Raw genomic sequence first — 20,533 nt, 5'->3', positions numbered from 1 at the left:
TTTCAAGTGCTAATTTGAACGAATCCTGCAATTCCGGCAATGCGGTTTCGCCCTTAAACGCTCGTCAATAAAGGCGTCAGCGATTGTTCAGGGCGGACTATTTAGCCGCGGTTCAACGGCGCTTGAACACCAGATCCCACACACCGTGGCCGAGTTTCAATCCGCGGCGCTCGAATTTGGTGACGGGACGGTAATCGGGACGTGGCGCGTAGTCCGAGCCGGCCGTGTTTTCCAGCGCAGGTTCCGCCGATAAGACCTCAAGCATCTGTTCGGCATAGTTCTGCCAGTCGGTGGCGAGATGGATATAGCCATCCGGCTTGAGCCGCGAAACAAGCAGCGCAACGAACTTCGGCTGGATGAGCCGGCGCTTATGGTGACGCGCCTTGTGCCACGGATCGGGGAAATAGATGTGGACTCCGTCGAGGCTGTCCGGCGCAATCATGTGTTCCAGCACTTCCACGGCGTCGTGCTGAACGACGCGGATGTTCGTCAGTTCCTGTTCGCCGATCAGCTTCAGCAACGCGCCCACGCCCGGTTCATGCACTTCGATGCCGAGAAAGTCGTCAGCGGGGCGTGCCGACGCGATTTCCGCCGTTGTCGCACCCATGCCGAAGCCGATCTCCAGCACACGCGGTGCCGTGCGGCCGAATGCAGCGTCCCAGTCGAGCGGTTGCGGCGTGAATGGCACGACAAAGCGTGGTCCGAATTCATCGAGCGCACGACGCTGTCCTGTTGATACCCGCCCCGCACGCGTGACAAAGCTGCGAATCCGCCGATGACGAAGCGTGCCGCTGTCTTTGGCTTCGCCGGTTTCGTCGCTTTCGGCTTTGTCGTCTTGGTCGGAGGGGGAATGGTGGATCATCGGAAAGGGCGGTTCTGGGTTGAGCGGAACTTGGGGCAAACGCGACAGCTATCTGGCGCTGCTGTAAATCAAAAAGCCGCCTTCGAAGGCGGCTTTTTGTGAGCGAGTGCGGTAGGGTAGCACAACCCAAAATGATCCGTCCACTATACGGTCCTGCGCAATAATCAGCTTGGAATCTTTTCAATAAATAGTAACTAATCAGATTAATCCACGTCTCCACCGATATCCCGGTAACGACTGTTCCAGAATATGTTATATGAATGACCACCATCCAATGTATACGTCTTCTTTCTTCCACCATGCGTCCCATTTGAAGTGAAAATCGAAACCGTATATTCACTGCATCCCGTGTGCGGGAGCTTCGGTGACACCTCACGGTAGGGGACGTGTTTCCGTCCGGCTCATTTGTCATGTTGAATGATTTGCTATTGTTGACGTGGACAACAAGGACGTAAGTAAAAATGTGAGGAAACAGATACGTCCGTTTCTCGTGATCGGTGGGGCCTATGCGTACTTATCCGATTTTTCGGTAATACATCGTTTTATGGTCTTCAATTGACGCGTCATGACTCTGATTATTTTGGATCGCGCTCCTGAAATTCGGGAGCTTAATAAAATTATAGCGATTGGCTGTAAGTAATCCTTCGGGACTTTCTGGATAAAATATTTAAATGCCGGATTACCGACGCGTCTAACCGGAGCGACCCTCCCGAATCGCCGAACACGATCCCATTGGTTTGTTTTTCTGGACTATCTATCCAGACGGCGCGGGCTTATCTGTCTCCCGGGTCCGGTTAGACTCCAATTTCCGCGAACAGTCCAGGAGATCTGACATGGCAGACCATTCAATCAAAGGCAAAACCGTCCTTATCGCGGGCGGCGCAAAGAATCTGGGCGGGTTGATCGCTCGCGACCTCGCCGGACACGGCGCCCGGGCGGTGGCAGTCCATTACAACAGCGCAGGCAGCAAGGCCGACGCTGATGCCACGGTTGCGGCCATCGAGGCTGCCGGGGCGAAGGCCGTCGCCATCCAGGCTGATCTGACGACGGCCGGCGCGCTCGAGAAGCTGTTCACCGACGCGGTTGCGGCTATTGGCCGTCCGGACATTGCGATCAACACGGTCGGCAAAGTGCTGAAGAAGCCGTTCACTGAAATCACCGAGGCTGAGTACGACGAGATGACGGCGGTCAATTCGAAAACCGCCTTCTTCTTCCTGAAGGAAGCGGGCAAGCACGTCAATGACAACGGCAAGATCTGCACCCTGGTGACGTCGCTGCTGGGTGCATACACCCCGTTCTACGCCGCCTATGCCGGCACCAAGGCACCCGTGGAGCATTTCACGCGGGCTGCATCGAAGGAATTCGGAGCACGCGGTATTTCAGTAACCGCAGTCGGTCCAGGCCCGATGGACACCCCCTTCTTCTACCCGGCTGAAGGTGCCGATGCGGTGGCGTACCATAAGACGGCCGCGGCGCTCTCGCCATTCAGCAAGACTGGCCTGACCGACATCGAGGACGTGGTGCCGTTCATTCGCCACCTTGTCAGCGATGGCTGGTGGATCACCGGTCAGACGATCCTGATCAACGGCGGCTATACCACCAAGTAAGCCCACTCGGCCGCTTTCCGCATCGCCCGGGCGGGGTAGCCAACTTGCGCGCGGTTCGTGTCAGAAGGACGAATGGACAAACTCGATCAGTACCGCGTGTTCACGCAAGTTGCGGAGATGGGCAGTTTCATCAAAGCCGCCCATGCGTTGGCGTTGCCGCGCGCATCAGTGTCCGCCGCCATCCAGCAGCTCGAATCGAACATGGGTACGCGCTTGCTGCATCGGACGACACGCCAGGTGCGATTGACTGCGGATGGCGTCCAGTTGCTGGAGCGTGTGCGTTCGCTTCTCGCCGACGCGGAGGACATCGACCAACTATTTCATGCCAACCAGCGCAAGATTTCGGGGCGTCTCAGTGTGGACGTGCCTAGCCGCATTGCCCGCCGGCTGATCGCTCCCGCACTACCAGGCTTGTTGCGCCGCTATCCCCGCCTCCAATTGGCATTGGGTTCGACCGACCGTGCGATCGACCTGGTGCACGAGGCTGTGGACTGCGTCGTGCGGGTAGGCAGCCAGCGGGATAGCAGCCTGGTGGCGCGTCCTCTGGGACGCATCGCGTTGATCAATTGCGCCAGTCCCGCGTACCTGCGCGAGTTCGGTATTCCAGAGCAGCCGGGCGATCTTGCCGAGGGGCACTGGGCTGTCGGCTACGCGTCCGCAACGACAGGACGGGAACTGGCGTGGGAATATCCGGACGCGAATGGCGAGCAGCAGATGGCAGTATCCAGCCGGGTCATCGTCAACAACGCCGAAAGCTACATTGCCTGCTGCCGGGCGGGACTGGGGCTTATCCAGATCCCGCGTTTTGATGTGCAGCATCTGTTGGACATGGGCGAGCTGGTCGAAGTCATGCCGACCTTCCGCGCCTCTTCGATGGAAATCTCCGTGCTCTATACGCACCGGCGGCAGCGTTCACGCAGGCTGAATGTATTCATCGAATGGTTTGAGGGGATTTTGAAGCCCTGCCTGGAATCCTGATAAGAAATAATTCCGATGGGCCACTCCAGAAGGTCTCCCCGACGCCTAATGACTCAAATTTCATTTTATTTGCCGTAAATTTTTGAAAATCCCACCTTTCTTTGGATTTAGAATATTTGGTCCACCGAGAAGCGATTCGCTTGTCGTTCTCCGGTTCGCGATCTTAAGATCTACGTAGAGCGAGGATCAGTCCGGATAAGGGAAAGATCGGATTTTCCCCGCTTGTTGCGGAATGTTTGTAACGAGGGCTGAATCTCCCTTTCCGCTGCAGGGACGGCGGCGTACTCGGATACTACGGAAAGATGCATGAGGTTGCTATCGTCAATGATCCGTTCTGCGCGTGGTCGCTGTGTCTGGGTTACAGAGTATGCGCAAACTGCAAGCGTTGAATGGCACAGTTCCCGCGCCATAATCAGGAACGTGCGGAATTTTGCGTACCGCACACGCGACGACTGCGAGCCGGGCTATTACGACGCAGCGTACGAACTTGATTCGGTCCGCTCTGTTGATCTCGTTGTATCAAGATGGGCGGCGGAAGCCATTGCCCATGTTTTCCTGAGCTTTGGTTTTCAGGATGGCCGGTATCTGGCTATATCAATCGAGACGCGTCGGCGTGAGGGGCAAAGGTATTCGCCGTATGCAGGCTTCCTGCCTCTTTATGATCTCGTGTATGTGGTTGCAGATGAGCGCGACCTGCTTGGAGTGCGAACCGATGTCCGGAAAGAGCGGGTTCATCTTTTTCGTGCCGACATCAAGCCGGAGACTGCCCAGGCGCTGTTCGCCGACTACTTGCGCCGGGTTCAGGCACTCAATGGAGAGCCGGAGTTTTATCACACGCTGTTCAACAATTGCACGACGAACATTCTCCGTCACGTGCGCGCCGTGGCGCCCGATGTCCAATATAGCTGGAGGGTATTACTGAGCGGATATGCGGATCGGTATGGCTATGAGCTCGGTTTGCTTGATCGTACGCTTCCCTTCGAAACACTGAAGGAGCGAAGCTCGATCCGACGACCGCTTTACGCGTCCATCGGGCATTTTTTTTCGGAGGAAATCCGTGCTCCGCTTAATCTTGCAAAGGTGTGAGACGGAGTCCGGCAGGTTCTCCGAATCAATCTTCCGCGCAAACAGGCATGCCGGCGGCACTCCTGCAGGACAGCGCATTTCTGCGGGTGAGATTGTGCTTCATCAGGTCGGATATCTATTGATTCATCGGAATTGCGGGGAAAGCTATGGTTCGACTGGTATTGCTCCTGCTGGGCATTGATTACCTGCGTACGCGAGCGCGCGCCATTTTCTGGATCGGAGTGGTCTGGCTGGTGGCAGGCCTCGTCGTTTTCGTTGATGGCCTGGACGGGGCGTCTTACTTCCCCATCACCGTCTTTGCCTGGCTCTTCCTGGCGGAAGGTCTTGCCACGCTTGCAGTCGCGTGGACCGGCGTTGGTGGCCAGCGTGTGTTGCGTTACATCAAGGGCTTCGCGGTGGTGGGCGCCGCCATTTTGATTTTCGCCGGGCATCACCACGGTAATTTCATTCTGTCGATGATTTTCGGCACGCTCTTCCTGGTGGATGGACTTCTTCAATGCGTTTCGGCCTGGCTCGTTCGTTACCGCCGATGGAAGGTCACTATCTCGTGGGGTATCGTTGAGATTCTCATAGCAGTGTTCTTTTACCAGCCTTATCCGACACACTATGTTGGCACGCTGCCCTATTGCCTCGGCCTGTTCCTGCTCTTCGGCGGCCTTAACCTGATTTCGCTTGCCACGCGTGTCCGGCACCTCGCGAGTAACCCGGCACTACGCAGCTCGCGGCGATCTGCATTGTTGCCTGACGTCGATGGTCCTGGCGACGAACGCAAATTTGATCGGACGGAATGGGATGGTCCTCCGGCCGACAGCGAGCAAGCATTGACGGTACACGTGTGGACACCGACCGGTTCATCGAAGGCGCCCGCGCAGCATCATCCGGTTGTCGACCGTTATATAGCCGCGGTCGATGTCAACGGCACGATTTCCACCGGGCACGCAGCGCTTGAATCGCCTGAGGGCGTCTATATAAGTCTTTATCCGGGCGTCGAGATCGACCGCTCGCCGGACGAGTTTGGACGCATCCTTCGCGCGACCAGCGACAACGATGTTCCTGGCGTGTTCCAACCTGACTACGCGACTGAATCGAAGGCGTGGTGCCCGTCAACAGTTCGCGTGCGAATCCGGAACTATGACCCCGCCAAGCTGCAGGCGTTCTGGGAGAGCTTCCGCCGGGATACCACGTACAACCTGACGCATCGGAATTGCTCAAGCACTGTGTCAAATGCGCTCGAGGCAGCCATTGAGGGCGCAGTCGGCCGGTTGCGTGGAAGCCGTGCCGGCTGGGGCAGTCTTTTGCGTGTGCTTGTCACGCCGGAATTGTGGGTCGCGGCCCAGATCAGGAAGCGCGCCGTTACGATGGCGTGGACACCCGGTCTGACGCTCGACTACGCGCGCGCACTGAGCATGCTTGCGGATCCACGACCTTTTGCGTGGTGGAAGGCGGCCCGGATCGCGGTCGGTAGGCTGTTCCGCCAGCGCAGGACATGGCGCAAGCAAGATGCGGATGTGGCCCGCTGATGGCCGGTAGCAATTCCTGATCGACGATATGGACGTCTATACGCATGTTCGGATTATTGTGGGGGTGGTAATCAGTCTGGGACTGACCCATCTCCTGCGTGGTTCTGCTTATCTCATCCAACACCCGAAGAAGGAGCAGATCTACTGGGTTCATCTTGGCTGGGTCGCGTTCATGTTCCTGTACGTGCTGCATTTCTGGTGGTGGGAGTTCTGGCTGCGCGAACTCAAGGACTGGAACTTCGCGGTCTATCTATTTACGATTTTATATGCAGTGCTGATTTATCTGATGTGCTCGATTTTGTATCCTGAATCAATTGCCGACTACACCGGTTACGAGGACTATTTCTATTCACGGCGCCGCTGGTTTTTCGGGCTTCTCATCATGATTTTCACGCTGGACCTGGAAGACACGTTCCTGAAGGGGCGGCAATACTACTTACACCTCGGTCCCGAATATGCGCTGCGGGCCGCACTCTTCATCGTGGGATCCGCGGTGGCGATCAGAACCAGAAGCAGGCGTTACCACGAGGTTTTTGTCGTAGCGAGCGTGGTCTATCAATTGACTTACATTTTCAGGCTTTACGGCCACGAGTTTTTATAACGCGCTCGCAATCGCCCTGTGGTTTGCGTAAGGGCGGTGGGCGAATTTCGGTGGATCTTGCCGGATGAGTGTCGAGGGGAAACCCCCTTTGTGGACAACAGCCTACGGAACTCGGCGGAGTTCCATGGAAGCTAAAACTGGAGCGGGCGATGGGAATCGAACCCACGGCTCTAGCTTGGGAAGCTAGGGTATTACCATTATACGACGCCCGCAGAGACCGCGATTTTACGCGGAATACCCTGTCTACCGCAACTTTACCCGGATCGACGGGTATGGGAACACGAAAATCACACCCCGAACATGGTCATGGTCACGGCCAGCCGCGTCACGACCATCAGCAGTACCTGAACGATCACGAACAGCAGAATAGGCGACAAGTCGATACCGCCCATGCGCGGCAACACGCGCCGCAGCGGTTCCAGGAATGGCGCCGTGAGCTGAAACAGCAACGGCATGGCCGGGGATTGCGGATTCAGCCACGACAGCAACGCCATCAAGATCGTCATCCAGATGATGAGGTTCAGCGCCCACTTGATCACGGTGATCACCGCGACCGCCAGCAGCGTGGGCAGCATGACCGCGAGCCCGGCGGGATCGACACCCGCGAGCAGAACCAGCAGGACCACGAACACCAGCGCCGCAAGGAACGCCGCGACAATGCTCGCCCAGTCGATGGTCTTCGCCGTCGGCAGGATCTTGCGCAGCGGCAGGACGAGCCAGTTCGTGGCTTGCATCACCGCGTTGGACACGGGGTTGTACGGGGGCATGCGGACGACCTGCATCCAGGCGCGCAGCAGCAGCGCGGCGCCGAACAGCGTGAAGATTGTGTTGAGTAGAAAACGGGCGATCTCGCCGAACATCTCAAATCCTTTTCAAGGCAAAAGCGCGGCGCTCATGGCCGCGCGGAGTGACACGAGGGCAAGTAAAGCTGCAACGGCAAACCGCCCGGCTTCGTCAGCTTCGTCAATTCGTTACTGCCGGTCAGCTACTGGCGCGAACGTCGCTGATTTGTACGACCGGCGGAACACCGTCAGGGTAGTAGTGAACTACGTCCGCGGAGAAGGCTTTTGCGTGTGGCGAGACCGCGGCCGTGAAGGCATCGACGGAATCGAACAGCAGGTGGCCCGCCGCAATGTACGTGGGCGAAGAACCTGGCGCGCCGCCCGCGAGGCCTGCGTCTGCCGACCAGCCCTTCAATGCGCTGCCGAGCAAGCCGGCCACCCAGGGCATATGACTCGTGCAGTAGTAGTCGATGTCGAAGGGCGCATTCTCGCGATACGGATAAAAAAAGCTCACCTTGATCATTGTTCGTTCTCGTAGCTGGAATGGGTTGGCGTCGAGGGTGGCGGCTAAAGCCGCAACTTCGCTGGGTTCAACGCACGGGCCCAGGTTCTGAACCAGGCTCCAAACCGTGGTTCGGAGCGCTTGTTGCACACTTGTTCTCTAGTTTCCTGCCAGCGTCCGGCGCGCTGGCCGAACCCCTCGGCGGCTTTGCCACACTGGCGCGCCGGGCATCACGATAGCATGGCTTGATGGCGCCTTGTGCCGCTTGGCGTACGCGGGCACACGGGTGCCCCCATACGGCCTGCCACAGGTGTCGGATCGGGCAATCAATCGTCGCGCGGCGCGGTCCCGTTCAGCACGAGTTCGATGGCATGCGACATCGCGTCGAGCGCTTGCGCGGGCGGTGGCGATGCGCGCCGTTTCGCCAGCGCGACAGCACGCCGCGACAGCAGCGCGTAAAGCGTGGCGTGATCGCCGCCCAGGTTTTGCAGCAGCGCCAGTTGCTTTACGACAATGCTCGCATCGCCGCGCGATACCGGGCCGGCAAGCGCGCCCGGCAAACCCTTTTCACGCGCCGTTTCGATGGTGCCGGCGAGCATCGGCAGGACCGCGCGCAGTGCGTCGTCTTCGTCGAAACCGAGTTCCTTCCAGAGCGTCACCGTCTCCGACAGGGAGCACAGTGCGAAGCTGGCCGCGTAGTGCGCGGCGGCGTGGTACAGCAGTCGGCCGCCCGGAGGGATGGATAGCGGATGGCAGCCGAGTGCCCGGACCAGCGCCGTCAATGTGTCGTGCAACGGGCCGCGGGCTTCGATCGTGACCGAGCAGCCCGCAATACGCGTCTGGTCACTCGCCAGGCCGCCAAACAGGAACAACGGATGGAATCCGCCGATCTCCGCACCCTGCGCCTGAGCCGGGGCGAGGACATCGACGGGCGTGGCGCCGCTGCAATGCACCACCGCCTGTGAGCTGGCGCGAGCCTGATCCAGTTGCAAAGCGTTCGCCGTCGCACCAATGGCGTCGTCGGGAACGGTTAAAAATACGATATCGGCATGTCGCGCAACGGCGCTGCCGTCGTCGGCGATCTGGCAGCCCGGCAATTCGCCCGCAAATTCGCGCGCCGATGCCGCCGATCGGCTCGCTATTGCAGTGACCGGATAGCCCGCGCGGGACCAGATGGCCGCCAGACAACGCGCGAGACGGCCCGCGCCGACGAAGCCCAAACGAGGCGTCGTTGAAAAAGGCATGGTTGTTGCTCCACAGGATATGTTGCGCTGCGCGGTTTCGCGTTTGCGGCGCAAGATGAAGTATCGCGCAACGGCGTGGGCGCCATAAAAACGGCGCGCAGCGCCGCCGCCAACGGTTTTGCGAGGCTCGAGCAAACTTGCGTTTCGGGCCTGAACAGTCGGAGTTGGTCCTTTGGCCGATGTACGCCAGTGCTTGTTTTGCAACGTTTGGGGGTCGCCATGAGTATTTTTGCGTATCGGAAACACCTGCGTTTTCTCAGCCAGACGCATCGGCGCCAGTGGTGGGATCAGCGCAAACGGCTCACGCCGCGGGTCAGGATCAGCGGGGCTTATGTGCCACCCAGCGTTACCCGCGAGTTCGCGTATGTGAAGGTCGGCTGAGCGCTGTTTGACTGAAAAAGCAGCACCGTTTGACGATGCCCCGCTCGACGCTTCCCGGTCTGCGGGGTTTTCCATTTTCGTGGCGCCTAAAGCAAAGTGTAATGAATCATTACTTTGGTGACATTCGGAATAAGGTCGCGGGCCACGGCAGCGGGCGGCACCTTTCTCAACAAACCCTTAATCCGTCTCGTTAATCCTTTGTGCCAAGCCCCGCGCGGCTGTCCGGCTGCTTGAAATTCGGCAGACAAAACCCACTTTTAGGGCCGTGGATATTGCAATTTGCAACAAATGCTTAAGGTGGGATTCAGGGTTTTTAGCTACATTGATTGCATGTCGTTGCGGTAACCGGTCGTGTGTACAGGACCGCGGCGCGGAGAACAAAAGTGAAAAAGATCATCCAGATTCTGGCTGCAGCTGCACTTGGCGTAGGCTTTGTGAGCGCCGCCCAAGCGCACGTTTCGGTGGGTATCGGCATTGGGGTGCCGATCGCGCCTGCTTATCCCGTCTACGCGGCACCGCCGCCGCCCGTTTATTACGCGCCGGGCCCGGTTGTGTATGCGCCGCCGCCCGTTTATTACGGGCCGCCGGCCGTTGTGGTTGGCGGGTATTACGGTCATCCTTATTACCGCGGCGGTTATTACCGTGGCGGGTACGGTTATCGTCACGGCGGGTACGGATACCGCGGCGGCTACGGTGGTTGGCGTCATTAAAGTCCGGGAGTTCACGGTAGCGTGATGGCTACCCGATCCTGAGAACGCGAACAGCGCAACGTCGGCGTCGAGCCGGGTTGCGCTGTCTTGTTTTGCGCGGGTTGTTTACGCGGGGGCTCGATACGGCCGCGCTTTTCAGCCACCTGGCCATTTGGCCAGGTTTCCAAACGCTCCACGATGCGCGGACAATAGCGGTTTCTCAACTGCCGCCCTTGAGTTCCGATGTCAATTCTCCCCGCACCCACCTACGCCGACGTTGCTGACGCCGCGGAACATATTGCCTGCGCTGCGCATCGCACGCCTGTGTTGACCTCCCGTACTACCGACGAGCTTACCGGCGCGAGTCTGTTCTTCAAGTGCGAGAACTTCCAGCGCATGGGCGCATTCAAGTTTCGGGGTGCGTTCAACGCGATCTCGCATTTCTCCGAGTCCCAGCGCCAGGCCGGCGTCCTGACGTTTTCATCGGGTAATCACGCGCAGGCAATTGCGCTGTCGGCACGCATCGCCGGTATCAAGGCGACGATCATCATGCCGGAGGATGCACCGGCCGCGAAGATGGACGCCACGCGGGGTTATGGCGGCGAAGTGATCACCTACGACCGGTACAGCGAAAATCGCGAGGAGATTGCCGCCAGGCTCGCGCAAGAGCGCGGCATGACGCTGATTCCGCCCTACGACCATCCGCATGTGATCGCGGGGCAGGGGACGTCGGCGAAGGAACTCATCGAAGACACCGGGCCGCTGGATTATCTGTTCGTGTGCCTCGGCGGCGGAGGCTTGCTCGCCGGGTGTGCGCTGGCGGCCGCCGAGCTGAGCCCGTCATGTACCGTGATCGGCGTGGAGCCGGAGGCAGGTAACGACGCCCAGCAATCCCTCGAACGCGGCGAGATCGTTCATATAGAGGTGCCGCGCACAATCGCCGACGGCGCCGCGTCCACGCATGTGGGCGAATACAACTTCCCGATCCTGAAGCGCTATGTGGACCGGGTCGTCACCGTCAGCGACGACCAGCTCGTGCAGACCATGAAGTTCTTTGCGCAGCGCATGAAGATGGTGGTCGAGCCCACGGGTTGTCTGGCTGCGGCCGCGGTGTTGCAGAACGTGGTGCCGGTGAAGGACAAGCGCGTGGGCATAATCGTCAGCGGCGGCAACGTCGACCTGGCGCGGCTAGCTCAATTCCTCGCCTGATCGCGTGGCGTCATGACGTCATGGCTTCTGCGCGCCGTTCAGGATCAGGTCGTGATAACCATTGACGATCACGCTGTACGCGAAATACGCGAACAGCACCGCCGATAAAACGTGGCAAGCGCGCAGCAATGCCGTCCCGGCGCGTTTGCGGCCGTGGCCGGCGAGCGAGCAGATGAAGAGCGTCCAGCCGAGCCCGCCGCAAAAGAAGCCGATCAGAAACACTGAAGCGCTCGCCGGGCCCGTTGCGCCGGCCTTCGCGATCAGTGCGCCGCCCACGGCGGCAAACCAGAGGATCGCGCTTGGTGAAGACACAGCGAGCAGGGTGCCGCGCATGAAGCTGCGCAGGTGAGAGGGCTGTGCCGTGGCGACGAGGTCGGGCTCGCCCTCCACTGGCGGGGCGGACGCCGGAAACAGCGCTTCACGCGCCATTTTGAAGGTCAGGAACAGCAGCACGATCGCGCCGCCTATCCAGACGACCCAGCGCACGGCATCGAACTGGAGCAGTGCGGCCATGCCTGCGAGCGCGAGCGCCGCGTAGACGAGATCGCCGAAACAGGTGCCCAGGCCGAGCATCATGCCAGGCTTGAAGCCGTGGGAAAGCGTTAGCGAGATGATCGCGACGTTTGCGATACCAATATCCAGGCACAGCGACAGCGACAGAAAAAATCCATCAGACAGCAATGGCAACACGTGCATCCCGACTTTCCTTTTTAATCTTTTTGTATTGAGCGAAGCGGGGAGCCCGGCTTCTCGTTTTGGACCTGCTGCTGGCGCGCGCGGTAGCAGCAGGTCCAACGCTAGCGTGCTAAATGCGTTCGAGCGGTACGGTCACCGCCAGCCGTCCCGTCTCGATACCCATCGTGTTGCGCATTGGCGGGTTTCCATAAGCGGCGAGTTTTGCGCGCTGCGTTTCGCGGCCGATGTCGAGTTGCCCGAGCACATTGGACACGATGGCGTAAAGCACGGTTGTATTGCCGTCTTCCACCTTGACGGCGATGCCCAGCGGCCCGCGCGTGCCGGTAGCACGTACACCGATCGCGTAACTCGCGTCGGCGCCTACTTTGCCGACCAGATCGCCGTCGAAGGCTTGCATCAAGGTGGTACAGAACCGGCCGTCGCCGGCGACGAGTTCGGGATACGCTGTCATCGCGCGATAGATCCGGGCAAGGGCCAGCGAACGCGGCGCAGTGTCAGTCGTCTGGGTATCCGCATTCGCCATCTTCATGAACAGCCGGGCGAGCCGATCCAGCGGGAACGCCGGAGTAGGCAGATTGCAGCCATCAGTAGCCCATTGCACGCCGTTTTCCGGCAGATCGCAGAGCTCGGCAACGGTCCGTTTCACCCGAACCTGCAGCGGATGCTCAGGCAGGTGATAGTCGGCAACGGCCGCGCCCAGCGCCTGCGCGCCCGCCAGCATGCCCGCATGTTTGCCCGAGCAATTGCTGCATACGCCGGTTGGCGTGAAGTCGCGCCTGATCCACTCTTTCCAGACCGCGTCCGACAAAGGCGCGTGGCCGCCGCATCGAAGCTCGGCTTCTGTGACCTGCGCCTTGGCCAGCATGGCGCGCGTGCGCTCGATGTGGCGCGGCTCGCCGCTATGCGATGCGCATATCAACGCGAGATCGGCATCGTCGAAACCGAAACGTTCCAGTGCGCCCGTTTCCAGCACCGCGAGCGCTTGCGCCGGTTTCGCCGCCGAACGCGCAAGCGTCATGCGTGACGGATCGCCGAACGCGTAGATCAACCGGCCTTCGGCGTCGACAACCGCCACGTGCGCGGCATGGGTGTTTTCAACCAGATCCCCTCGATAAACGGTCGCTGCAACCTTCATGAACGTTTCCCTCCCGAAAAACCGATTTCGTCCCACAACGCGTCGACGCGCCGTTTCACCGCATCGTCCATCGTAATTGGCCGGCCCCATTCGCGGTCGGTCTCGCCAGGCCACTTGTTGGTGGCGTCGAGCCCCATCTTCGATCCCAACCCCGCTTTCGGCGACGCGAAATCGAGATAGTCGATCGGGGTGTTATCGACCAGCACCGTATCGCGGGATGGATCGATGCGCGTGGTGATCGCCCAGATCACTTCCTTCCAGTCGCGGATGTTCACGTCGTCGTCCACCACCACGATGAACTTCGTATACATGAACTGACGCAGGAAGCTCCAGACGCCGAACATCACGCGCTTCGCATGGCCCGGATAGCTCTTCTTGATCTGCACGATCGCCATTCGATAACTGCAGCCTTCGGGCGGCAGATAGAAGTCGGTGATCTCCGTGAACTGCTTTTGCAGCAGTGGCACGAACACTTCGTTGAGCGCGACGCCGAGCACGGCCGGTTCGTCGGGCGGTTTGCCTGTATACGTGGAGTGATAGAGCGCGTCGCTGCGCAGGGTGATCTTCTCTACGGTGAAGACCGGGAACCACTCTTGTTCGTTGTAATAGCCGGTGTGGTCGCCGTACGGGCCTTCGAGCGCGTGTTCGTATTTCGACGACGCACTAGCCGATGGCCGCGGCGGCGCTCCGGCGGGCAGTGGCGCAACAGGGCCGTCCTGCGGATAAATGAAGCCTTCGAGCACGATCTCCGCACGCGCCGGAACCTGCAATGTATCGACGCCCGGCGTCAGACATTTCGCCAACTCGGTCCTTGCACCGCGCAACAACCCGGCAAATTGATATTCGGAAAGCGAGTCCGGCACCGGCGTGACAGCGCCGAGAATGGTGGCCGGATCGGCGCCAAGCACGACCGCCACCGGATACGGCTTGCCCGGATTGGCGAGCGCGAACTCCCGGAAATCCAGCGCGCCGCCCCGGTGCGCGAGCCAGCGCATGATCAATTTGTTGCGTCCGATCAGTTGCTGCCGATAGATCCCCAGGTTTTGCCGCGTCTTGTTCGGGCCGCGGGTGACCGTGAGTCCCCAGGTGATGAGCGGACCGGCGTCGCCGGGCCAGCATGTCTGAATGGGCAGGCGCGCCAGATCGACATCCTGTCCTTCCCACACGATTTCCTGGCAAGGCGGTGAACTGACGGTTTTCGGCGCCATGTCCCAGACGGCTTTCGCCAGCGACAGCAATTTGCCCGCGTCCTTCAGGCCCTTGGGCGGCTCTGGCTCCTTGAGCGCCGACAACAACCGGCCGACGTCGCGCAGCGACTCGAGCGCGGCTTTATCGCTCAGAAGACTGGGGTCGGCCGCCGCTTGAGCTTCCGTTTCGATACCCATGCCGAGCGCCACACGCCTCGGTGTACCGAACAGGTTGGCCAGCACGGGCATGGAGTGTCCCGTCGGCGCCTGGAACAGCAAGGCCGGTCCGCCCGCGCGCAGAACGCGGTCCGAGAGCTCGGTCATTTCAAGAACGGGTGAAACTGGCTGGCTGATGCGGCGCAACTCGCCCAGTGTTTCGAGGCGGGCGGTGAAGTCGCGCAGGTCTTTGTATTTCATCGGCTAAAGAGAAGGGGGCCTGCGGGAAAGACGGTCTGCGCGAGGGATCGGCAGAGGCTGATGTAGTGGCCAGGCAAGTGGCTCAAGCAGCGGCTCAAGCACCTGATGGGGAACTTTCGCGCGCGGGCGATTGTCGATTTTACCTGTGTTGATGTCGGTACGTCAGAGCACACAATGGTGGAACTAGGGCGATTCCGCTGGAAAGTGGCTTGGCAGGCCGTTCTAGCCACTCTGAACGGTGTTCATCATTACTGAAAGTAATAGCTTTTACATTTACCAGCATTGACGGATCATTTGAGCCTGCTAGAATCCTTTGGCATTGACAACACCAATTGAAACTTTTTACCAGTGCCCCAGGTCTTTTGAAACGACGCGACGCGTCACCTGCGCCGGAATAGTCCGGTGAATCGAGGCTTTGGTTTTCTTGCCGGCGCTCTTCTTCGCCGGTTTTTCGCGTGGTGACCTGTGTGCGCGCCCCGGCATGTCCTTCGTGCTGCGCGCACCCGGAAACGAAATGTTCCGGTCAGGTTTCCCCAACGGTCTGTGCCGTTTTCCCGATACCGCTTGTGGCTAACCCAGGGCTGGCGGTGTCGATTTCTGCGTGGTGGGCCTGTTTTTAGGTTTTTCATCTGCAGAAATCATGCAATTTGGGAGATCCATCCAATGAATGCTTGGTTGTCGTGGCGTCCCGACGCTCGCCTGGCGCTTCATCTACGCGCCACGCTGCGTCGCGCCAAACACATGAGTCTTACAGTTTTCAGTCTGGTCGGTTGTGCTGCTGTCGTGACCGCACTGGCACTTTGGCTGCTTCCAGCCTGGCGTGGCTCTTTCGCCGCCAAACTCATGCCCCTCGTCTCGGCCGCGGTACAAGCCGGCCCGGCCCGGTTGCTCTCCGGACAACCTTTCCCGCCCTTCGCGATCGGTCATCAGCGCGAAGAGGACCTGCGCAACGCCGAGCCAATATCGCTTGGCTCCGCAGCCAGTGACGACGACAGCACCCGTAAGCTCACCGGCGGCCTGAGTCTCGCCGTGTCGCCAAATGGACTCGATCCCCGCACGTTGCCGACCGTTTCGACGCTCGCCAGCGCGATTTCATCGCAGCGGGTGGTAGCCGATGCCCGCGACGACCGTGTGCTCGTGTCGGATCGTGAGCAGAACCTGGTGGCCAACTTCATTGCGCGGCGTTACCACGTGGCGCAGGAACCGGTCAGCGAGCTTGTGAAAGCGGCCTTCGATACCGGCCGTGAAGTGGGCCTCGATCCGCTGTTGCTGCTGTCCGTCATGGCGATCGAATCGGGTTTCAATCCGTATGCTGAAAGTGGTGTTGGCGCGCAAGGGTTGATGCAGGTGATGTCGAAGGTCCACTCGGACAAATTCCAGTACTTCGGTGGTTCGCACGCAGCGCTCGAACCGCTCGCGAACATCAAGGTCGGGGCGCTGGTTCTGAAGGATTGCATCGCGCGCGGTGGTTCGGTGGCGGGTGGATTGCGCTTCTACGTGGGATCGACGGCACAGGACGACGGTGGTTATGGCGCGAAGGTGCTGGCCGAACGTGCACGCCTGCGTGATGTAGCGCGTGGCCGCAATGTGCCGATCAACACGCCGCAAGCGCCGGCGCAGCCCGCGCCGAAGCAGGTCGTGGCGTCGGTTTCGCCGTCAACCTCGGGAACAGGCGAAAAGCGCGTGCACGTGACGCTTGACGGTGCTCCGGCAATCACGGCGCCGGCCAAGTCGTCCGCTCCGCAAGTCAGTAATCACAACGAGACCGATGACGCAGACACGCAAACGAAGCACGTGGCTTCGGCGGAGTTCGGCGCTTAAAGGCGTTGGGTTAGAAGTAAAAGCAGGGCGGCTCGGGTTGTTGATCACCGCCGGGCAAAACAAAAAAGCCGTTCCAACTCGCGTTGGAACGGCTTTTTTGCTTCTGCTTTCCTGAAGTGCAGGGGGCTGCCCCGAACGCGTGGTTCAAACCCGAAACAGCGTTCCCAGCCGTTGCACGGCCTCTTCAAGCTGTGAGTAGGCGGTCGCATAAGACAGCCGGATATAGTCCTGCGGTGCATGGAAGCCGAAATCGGTACCCGGCACCAGCACGACACCCGCGTCGTGCAGCATGGCACGCGTCAATGCGTTGCTGTCGCCGGCAGCGGGATGCGCGACGTGCCTCGTATCGGCATAAACGTAGAACGCGCCGTCCGGTACGACAGGCACTTCAAAACCGAGCGAACGCAATGCCGGCACGATGAAATCCCGCCTGCGCCCGAATTCCAGGCGTCGCGATTCGTAAATGGCCAGCGTTGCCGGCTCAAAACACGCCAGCGCCGCATGCTGCGCGATCGCCGACGCGCAGATGAACAGGTTCTGCGAGAGCTTTTCCAGCGTGGGGACCATCGCCGGCGGCGCGACCAGCCACCCGAGGCGCCAGCCGGTCATGTTGAAGTACTTCGAAAAGCTGTTCACCGTGACTACGTCGTCGCCGAGCGAAAGTGCTGAGACGGGTTTCGCCTCGTAGCTCAGGCCCTGATAAATCTCATCGACGATCGTAAAGCCGCCGTGCGCGCGCACGACGTCAACAATTTTCGCCAGTTCGTCCGGTTCAATGGACGTGCCTGTTGGATTCGACGGTGAAGCGAGCAGCACGCCGCGCGTAGCGGGCGTCCAATGCGCTTCGACCTGAGCGGCCGTCAACTGGAACCGTTCGGCCGGACCGCTTGGAATCAGGACCGGACGGCCTTCGGCGGCAGCCACGAAATGACGATTGCACGGGTAGCACGGGTCGGGCATCAGAACTTCGTCGTCGCGATCGACCAGCGCGGTGCACGCCAGCAGCAATGCGGCAGACGCACCCGCTGTCACCACAATGCGCGCCGGATCGATATCAAGCCCGAACGTGTCGCGATAATGACCGGAAATTGCCTCGCGCAACGAAGCCAGTCCGAGCGCATTCGTGTATTGCGTGACGCCGCGACGCAAGGCTTCGGTGGCGGCAGCGATCACCGGTTCCGGCGCCGTGAAATCCGGTTCGCCGATACCCATGTGAATGATGTTGCGGCCCGCACGTTCGAGCGCCTGCGCTTCTTTCGCCAGTTCCATTACATAGAACGGCTCGATGGCGTCGACGCGGGCGGCGTATCGGATAGCGCCGTTCAACGGTTCTTTTGCGAAGTTCATAAATGGAAAAGAGCGTCCGCTCAGCTGCGCTGCCCGCGGCCTTGCGCTTCTGTCGGCCGCAACTGAACGGCGAGTTTGTCCAGCACGCCGTTTACGTATTTGTAGCCGTCGGAGCCGCCGAACGTCTTCGTCAGTTCAACTGCTTCGTTGATCACCACGCGATACGGAATGTCCAGGTGATGCTTGAACTCGAACGCGGCGACCATCAGCACCGCGCGTTCGACTGGCGAAAGCTGTTCGAGCGGACGGTCGAGGCACGGCTGCAATTCGGCGGAAATGGTGTCCGCTTCCTTGATCACGCCATGCAGGATGGCGTCCAGATGCTCCTGATCGGCTTTATCGAAGCCTTGCGCGCCGCGCAACTGCGCGTCAATCTCGCCGCCGGGCGAGCCCGACAGCAACCATTGGTAAAGCCCTTGTGTCGCGAGTTCGCGCGAGCGTCGTCGAGCGCTTTTCATGCACGGTCCTCGTCGTCTTCGTCTTCGTCGTCACCGCCGAGTTGTTCCAGCGCGACCGACAAATTCGCCATTTCCACCGCCACGCGGGCAGCGTCGCGGCCTTTTTCCGTCATGCGGGCCACGGCCTGCTCGTCGTTTTCGGTCGTCAGGACTGCGTTTGCGACCGGCGTGCCGAAGTCGAGCGCGATACGGGAAATGCCCGCGCCGCTTTCATTCGATACCAGCTCGAAATGGTACGTTTCGCCGCGGATCACCGCGCCGAGAGCGATCAATGCATCGAATTGACCCGATTCAGCCAGCTTTTGCAGCGCCAGCGGAATTTCGAGTGCGCCCGGCACGGTGACGAGCAGCACGTCTTCACCGATCACGCCGAGTCGTTCGAGTTCTTCCGTGCAGGCGTCCACGAGGCCGTTGCAGACGGGCTCGTTGAAGCGCGATTGCACGATGCCGATACGCAGTCCGTCGCCGTCGAGGTTCGGTTGATATTGTCCGATTTCCATTATTTGTCCGTTTTCAGTGTGATGCGGTGTGGTGGTTGGCGCCGGTCAGACCGAGCGCAAATGAGCGATGGAAGCGGGATCAGCCGATTCCGCAGAACTCGTGGCGGGGCAGCCCGGCATGGGGATGAAGCCGGTCACCTCCAAGCCGTAACCCGACATGCTGCCGAGCTTGCGGGGGTTCGACAGCACTTGCATCTTGCCCACGCCCAGTTCGCGCAAAATCTGTGCGCCGATGCCGTAAGTCTTGAAATCGACCGGGCGGCGTTTGAGTTCGGCTGCCTTGTCCTCACGCTCGAACGCCTGGAATACATCGACAAGATGTTCTTTCGTGTCGCCGCAATTGAGCAGCACGATAGCGCCCAGGTCGCGCGCGGCGATTTCCTTCATCGCGGCGTCGAGAGTCCAGGAGTGCGTGGACAAGTCCACTTCGAGCAGATCCAGCACCGACAGCGGTTCATGCACGCGCACCGGCGTTTCCCGGTCCGGCGACGGCCGGCCGCGCACCAGCGCGATATGCGGCGAGCCGCTGGGCTGGTCGCGATACAGCACCGCGCGAAACGCGCCATGCGCTGTCTGCATGGTGCGTTCGGCCACGCGCTCCACAATTGATTCCGTGCGCGAGCGGTAGTGAATCAGGTCGGCGATCGTGCCAACACGAATGCCATGCAGTTCGGCGAATTCGATCAGGTCGGGCAGCCGGGCCATTTCACCGTCGTCGCGGATCACTTCGCAGATCACCGATGCCGGCGTCAGGCCTGCCATTGCCGTCAGGTCGCAGCCCGCTTCCGTATGCCCCGCGCGGACCAGCACGCCGCCCGGTTGCGCCATGATCGGAAACACGTGCCCCGGCTGAACGATATGCTCGGCTTTCGCGTCGTGCGCCACCGCTGCCTGGATGGTGCGCGCACGGTCCGCCGCGGAGATGCCGGTAGTCACGCCTTCGGCCGCCTCGATACTCACCGTGAACGCCGTCCCGTACTGGGTGCCGTTTCGCTGTGTCATCAGCGGCAGGTTCAGCTGACGGCAGCGGTCCTGCGTAAGTGTCAGGCAGATCAGTCCACGGCCGTAGCGCGCCATGAAATTGATCGCTTCCGGCGTCACGAAATCGGCGGCGATGACGAGATCGCCTTCGTTTTCGCGGTCTTCTTCGTCAACGAGGATCACCATCCGGCCAGCCTTCAGCTCGGCGATGATCTCTGGAGTGGAGGCGAGCGTCATTGCGGTAGTCGTCCGGTGCGAGAAAGGGCGTATTTTACGCCACCGCCGATGGCAACGCCCGGGATTTGCCGGTTTTGGGCTGGCGTTGGCCATCCGGCCGGGTATTCGCCGGATCGACGGGCGCTTGGGCGCGCCCGGGTCGGGTGGAAAGAGAATCTGCGAGCAATGCCTTCCAGCCGGAATCTCCTTGCGTTCGATGCCGGCCGGGCACGATCCCGGTTATCGCCTGGTTGCTGACAACGTAGCGGCGCGTTCCACTTCGATGGAGATCGATTGCCCCCGGCGGAACCTTG

20 protein-coding genes and 1 tRNA gene are annotated in these 20,533 nt (G+C 60.4%); 9 read left to right on the top strand and 12 right to left on the bottom strand.

All coding sequences use genetic code 11. The features are described 5' to 3' along the window. Positions 1 to 112: 112 nt before the first annotated feature. Positions 113 to 862 carry a tRNA (guanosine(46)-N7)-methyltransferase TrmB gene (gene trmB / locus ABH944_RS14285; RefSeq protein ID WP_404607187.1) on the bottom strand — a complete coding sequence of 250 codons (750 nt, stop codon included), beginning with the start codon at positions 860 to 862 and terminating at the stop codon, positions 113 to 115. Positions 863 to 1,695: 833 nt separating this feature from the next. Between trmB and ABH944_RS14280 the strand changes: the two genes are divergently transcribed. From ABH944_RS14280 to ABH944_RS14260, 5 genes are all read left to right on the top strand, one after another. Further along, complete coding sequence (locus ABH944_RS14280; RefSeq protein ID WP_404607186.1) at positions 1,696 to 2,469, top strand: SDR family oxidoreductase; 774 nt, start codon at positions 1,696 to 1,698, stop codon at positions 2,467 to 2,469. Between the two features lie 72 nt (positions 2,470 to 2,541). Beyond that, on the top strand, positions 2,542 to 3,447 hold the full coding sequence (locus ABH944_RS14275) for a LysR family transcriptional regulator (protein WP_404607184.1): 906 nt from the start codon (positions 2,542 to 2,544) through the stop codon (positions 3,445 to 3,447). 420 nt (positions 3,448 to 3,867) lie between these two features. Further along, on the top strand, positions 3,868 to 4,533 hold the full coding sequence (locus tag ABH944_RS14270; protein WP_404607182.1) for an Lnb N-terminal periplasmic domain-containing protein: 666 nt from the start codon (positions 3,868 to 3,870) through the stop codon (positions 4,531 to 4,533). Between the two features lie 146 nt (positions 4,534 to 4,679). Beyond that, entirely contained in the window at positions 4,680 to 6,053 is a 1,374-nt protein-coding gene (locus tag ABH944_RS14265) for an HdeD family acid-resistance protein (protein ID WP_404607181.1), read from the top strand. 28 nt (positions 6,054 to 6,081) lie between these two features. Further along, positions 6,082 to 6,654, top strand: coding sequence for a hypothetical protein (locus ABH944_RS14260; RefSeq protein WP_404607180.1), 573 nt, complete (start codon positions 6,082 to 6,084; stop codon positions 6,652 to 6,654). Between the two features lie 138 nt (positions 6,655 to 6,792). Here the strand turns inward: ABH944_RS14260 and ABH944_RS14255 are convergent. The 4 genes from ABH944_RS14255 to ABH944_RS14240 all read right to left on the bottom strand — a co-directional run bounded on the left by ABH944_RS14255 (position 6,793) and on the right by ABH944_RS14240 (position 9,182). After that, positions 6,793 to 6,866: transfer RNA gene (locus ABH944_RS14255), tRNA-Gly, on the bottom strand. 75 nt (positions 6,867 to 6,941) lie between these two features. Next, a complete protein-coding gene (locus ABH944_RS14250; RefSeq protein WP_404607178.1) occupies positions 6,942 to 7,514 on the bottom strand; it encodes a YggT family protein in 573 nt (190 codons plus the stop codon). Between the two features lie 121 nt (positions 7,515 to 7,635). Beyond that, a complete protein-coding gene (locus tag ABH944_RS14245) occupies positions 7,636 to 7,959 on the bottom strand; it encodes an EthD family reductase (RefSeq protein WP_404607177.1) in 324 nt (107 codons plus the stop codon). Positions 7,960 to 8,264: 305 nt separating this feature from the next. Then, positions 8,265 to 9,182, bottom strand: a complete 918-nt coding sequence (locus ABH944_RS14240; protein ID WP_404607176.1) for a Rossmann-like and DUF2520 domain-containing protein — start codon at positions 9,180 to 9,182, stop codon at positions 8,265 to 8,267. A gap of 219 nt (positions 9,183 to 9,401) precedes the next feature. Here ABH944_RS14240 and ABH944_RS14235 point away from each other — a divergent pair, with 219 nt between their 5' ends. From ABH944_RS14235 to ABH944_RS14225, 3 genes are all read left to right on the top strand, one after another. Continuing rightward, on the top strand, positions 9,402 to 9,563 hold the full coding sequence (locus ABH944_RS14235; protein ID WP_165087753.1) for a hypothetical protein: 162 nt from the start codon (positions 9,402 to 9,404) through the stop codon (positions 9,561 to 9,563). Positions 9,564 to 9,946: 383 nt separating this feature from the next. Further along, entirely contained in the window at positions 9,947 to 10,273 is a 327-nt protein-coding gene (locus ABH944_RS14230) for a hypothetical protein (protein ID WP_404607174.1), read from the top strand. Between the two features lie 222 nt (positions 10,274 to 10,495). Then, complete coding sequence (locus ABH944_RS14225) at positions 10,496 to 11,461, top strand: threo-3-hydroxy-L-aspartate ammonia-lyase (protein ID WP_404607172.1); 966 nt, start codon at positions 10,496 to 10,498, stop codon at positions 11,459 to 11,461. An 18-nt stretch (positions 11,462 to 11,479) separates the two neighbouring features. Here ABH944_RS14225 and ABH944_RS14220 read toward each other — a convergent pair whose 3' ends face one another. The 3 genes from ABH944_RS14220 to ABH944_RS14210 form a co-directional block, all read right to left on the bottom strand. Further along, on the bottom strand, positions 11,480 to 12,157 hold the full coding sequence (locus ABH944_RS14220; protein WP_404607170.1) for a LysE family translocator: 678 nt from the start codon (positions 12,155 to 12,157) through the stop codon (positions 11,480 to 11,482). A gap of 109 nt (positions 12,158 to 12,266) precedes the next feature. After that, on the bottom strand, positions 12,267 to 13,292 hold the full coding sequence (locus tag ABH944_RS14215; protein ID WP_404607169.1) for an asparaginase: 1,026 nt from the start codon (positions 13,290 to 13,292) through the stop codon (positions 12,267 to 12,269). Continuing rightward, positions 13,289 to 14,896, bottom strand: coding sequence for a UbiD family decarboxylase (locus tag ABH944_RS14210; protein ID WP_404607168.1), 1,608 nt, complete (start codon positions 14,894 to 14,896; stop codon positions 13,289 to 13,291). The genes ABH944_RS14215 and ABH944_RS14210 overlap by 4 nt, the downstream gene beginning before the upstream one ends. A gap of 663 nt (positions 14,897 to 15,559) precedes the next feature. Here ABH944_RS14210 and ABH944_RS14205 point away from each other — a divergent pair. Then, the gene (locus ABH944_RS14205; protein WP_404607166.1) at positions 15,560 to 16,717 is read left to right on the top strand and encodes a transglycosylase SLT domain-containing protein; all 1,158 of its coding nucleotides are present in this window, start codon (positions 15,560 to 15,562) and stop codon (positions 16,715 to 16,717) included. 144 nt (positions 16,718 to 16,861) lie between these two features. On the opposite strand, the gene ABH944_RS14200 is transcribed toward ABH944_RS14205, so the two are convergent. From ABH944_RS14200 to ribBA, 4 genes are read right to left on the bottom strand one after another with little or no spacing between them, the layout of a single operon-like run. Then, positions 16,862 to 18,064, bottom strand: a complete 1,203-nt coding sequence (locus ABH944_RS14200) for a pyridoxal phosphate-dependent aminotransferase (protein ID WP_404607164.1) — start codon at positions 18,062 to 18,064, stop codon at positions 16,862 to 16,864. Between the two features lie 20 nt (positions 18,065 to 18,084). Beyond that, positions 18,085 to 18,522 (bottom strand): transcription antitermination factor NusB, encoded by a 438-nt coding sequence (gene nusB, locus ABH944_RS14195; RefSeq protein WP_062087549.1) that lies wholly within the window; start codon positions 18,520 to 18,522, stop codon positions 18,085 to 18,087. Then, the gene (gene ribH, locus ABH944_RS14190) at positions 18,519 to 19,022 is read right to left on the bottom strand and encodes a 6,7-dimethyl-8-ribityllumazine synthase (RefSeq protein ID WP_047896193.1); all 504 of its coding nucleotides are present in this window, start codon (positions 19,020 to 19,022) and stop codon (positions 18,519 to 18,521) included. Before ribH ends, nusB begins: the two co-directional genes overlap by 4 nt. Before the next feature lie 45 nt (positions 19,023 to 19,067). Continuing rightward, positions 19,068 to 20,240 carry a bifunctional 3,4-dihydroxy-2-butanone-4-phosphate synthase/GTP cyclohydrolase II gene (ribBA, locus tag ABH944_RS14185; protein ID WP_062087547.1) on the bottom strand — a complete coding sequence of 391 codons (1,173 nt, stop codon included), beginning with the start codon at positions 20,238 to 20,240 and terminating at the stop codon, positions 19,068 to 19,070. Positions 20,241 to 20,533: the final 293 nt, after the last annotated feature.

The sequence above is a fragment of the Caballeronia udeis genome (assembly GCF_044909315.1).
GTDB lineage: Bacteria > Pseudomonadota > Gammaproteobacteria > Burkholderiales > Burkholderiaceae > Caballeronia > Caballeronia udeis_A.
Note: the sequence above shows the minus strand (reverse complement) of the source record. Positions and strands in the feature narration are given on the sequence as shown.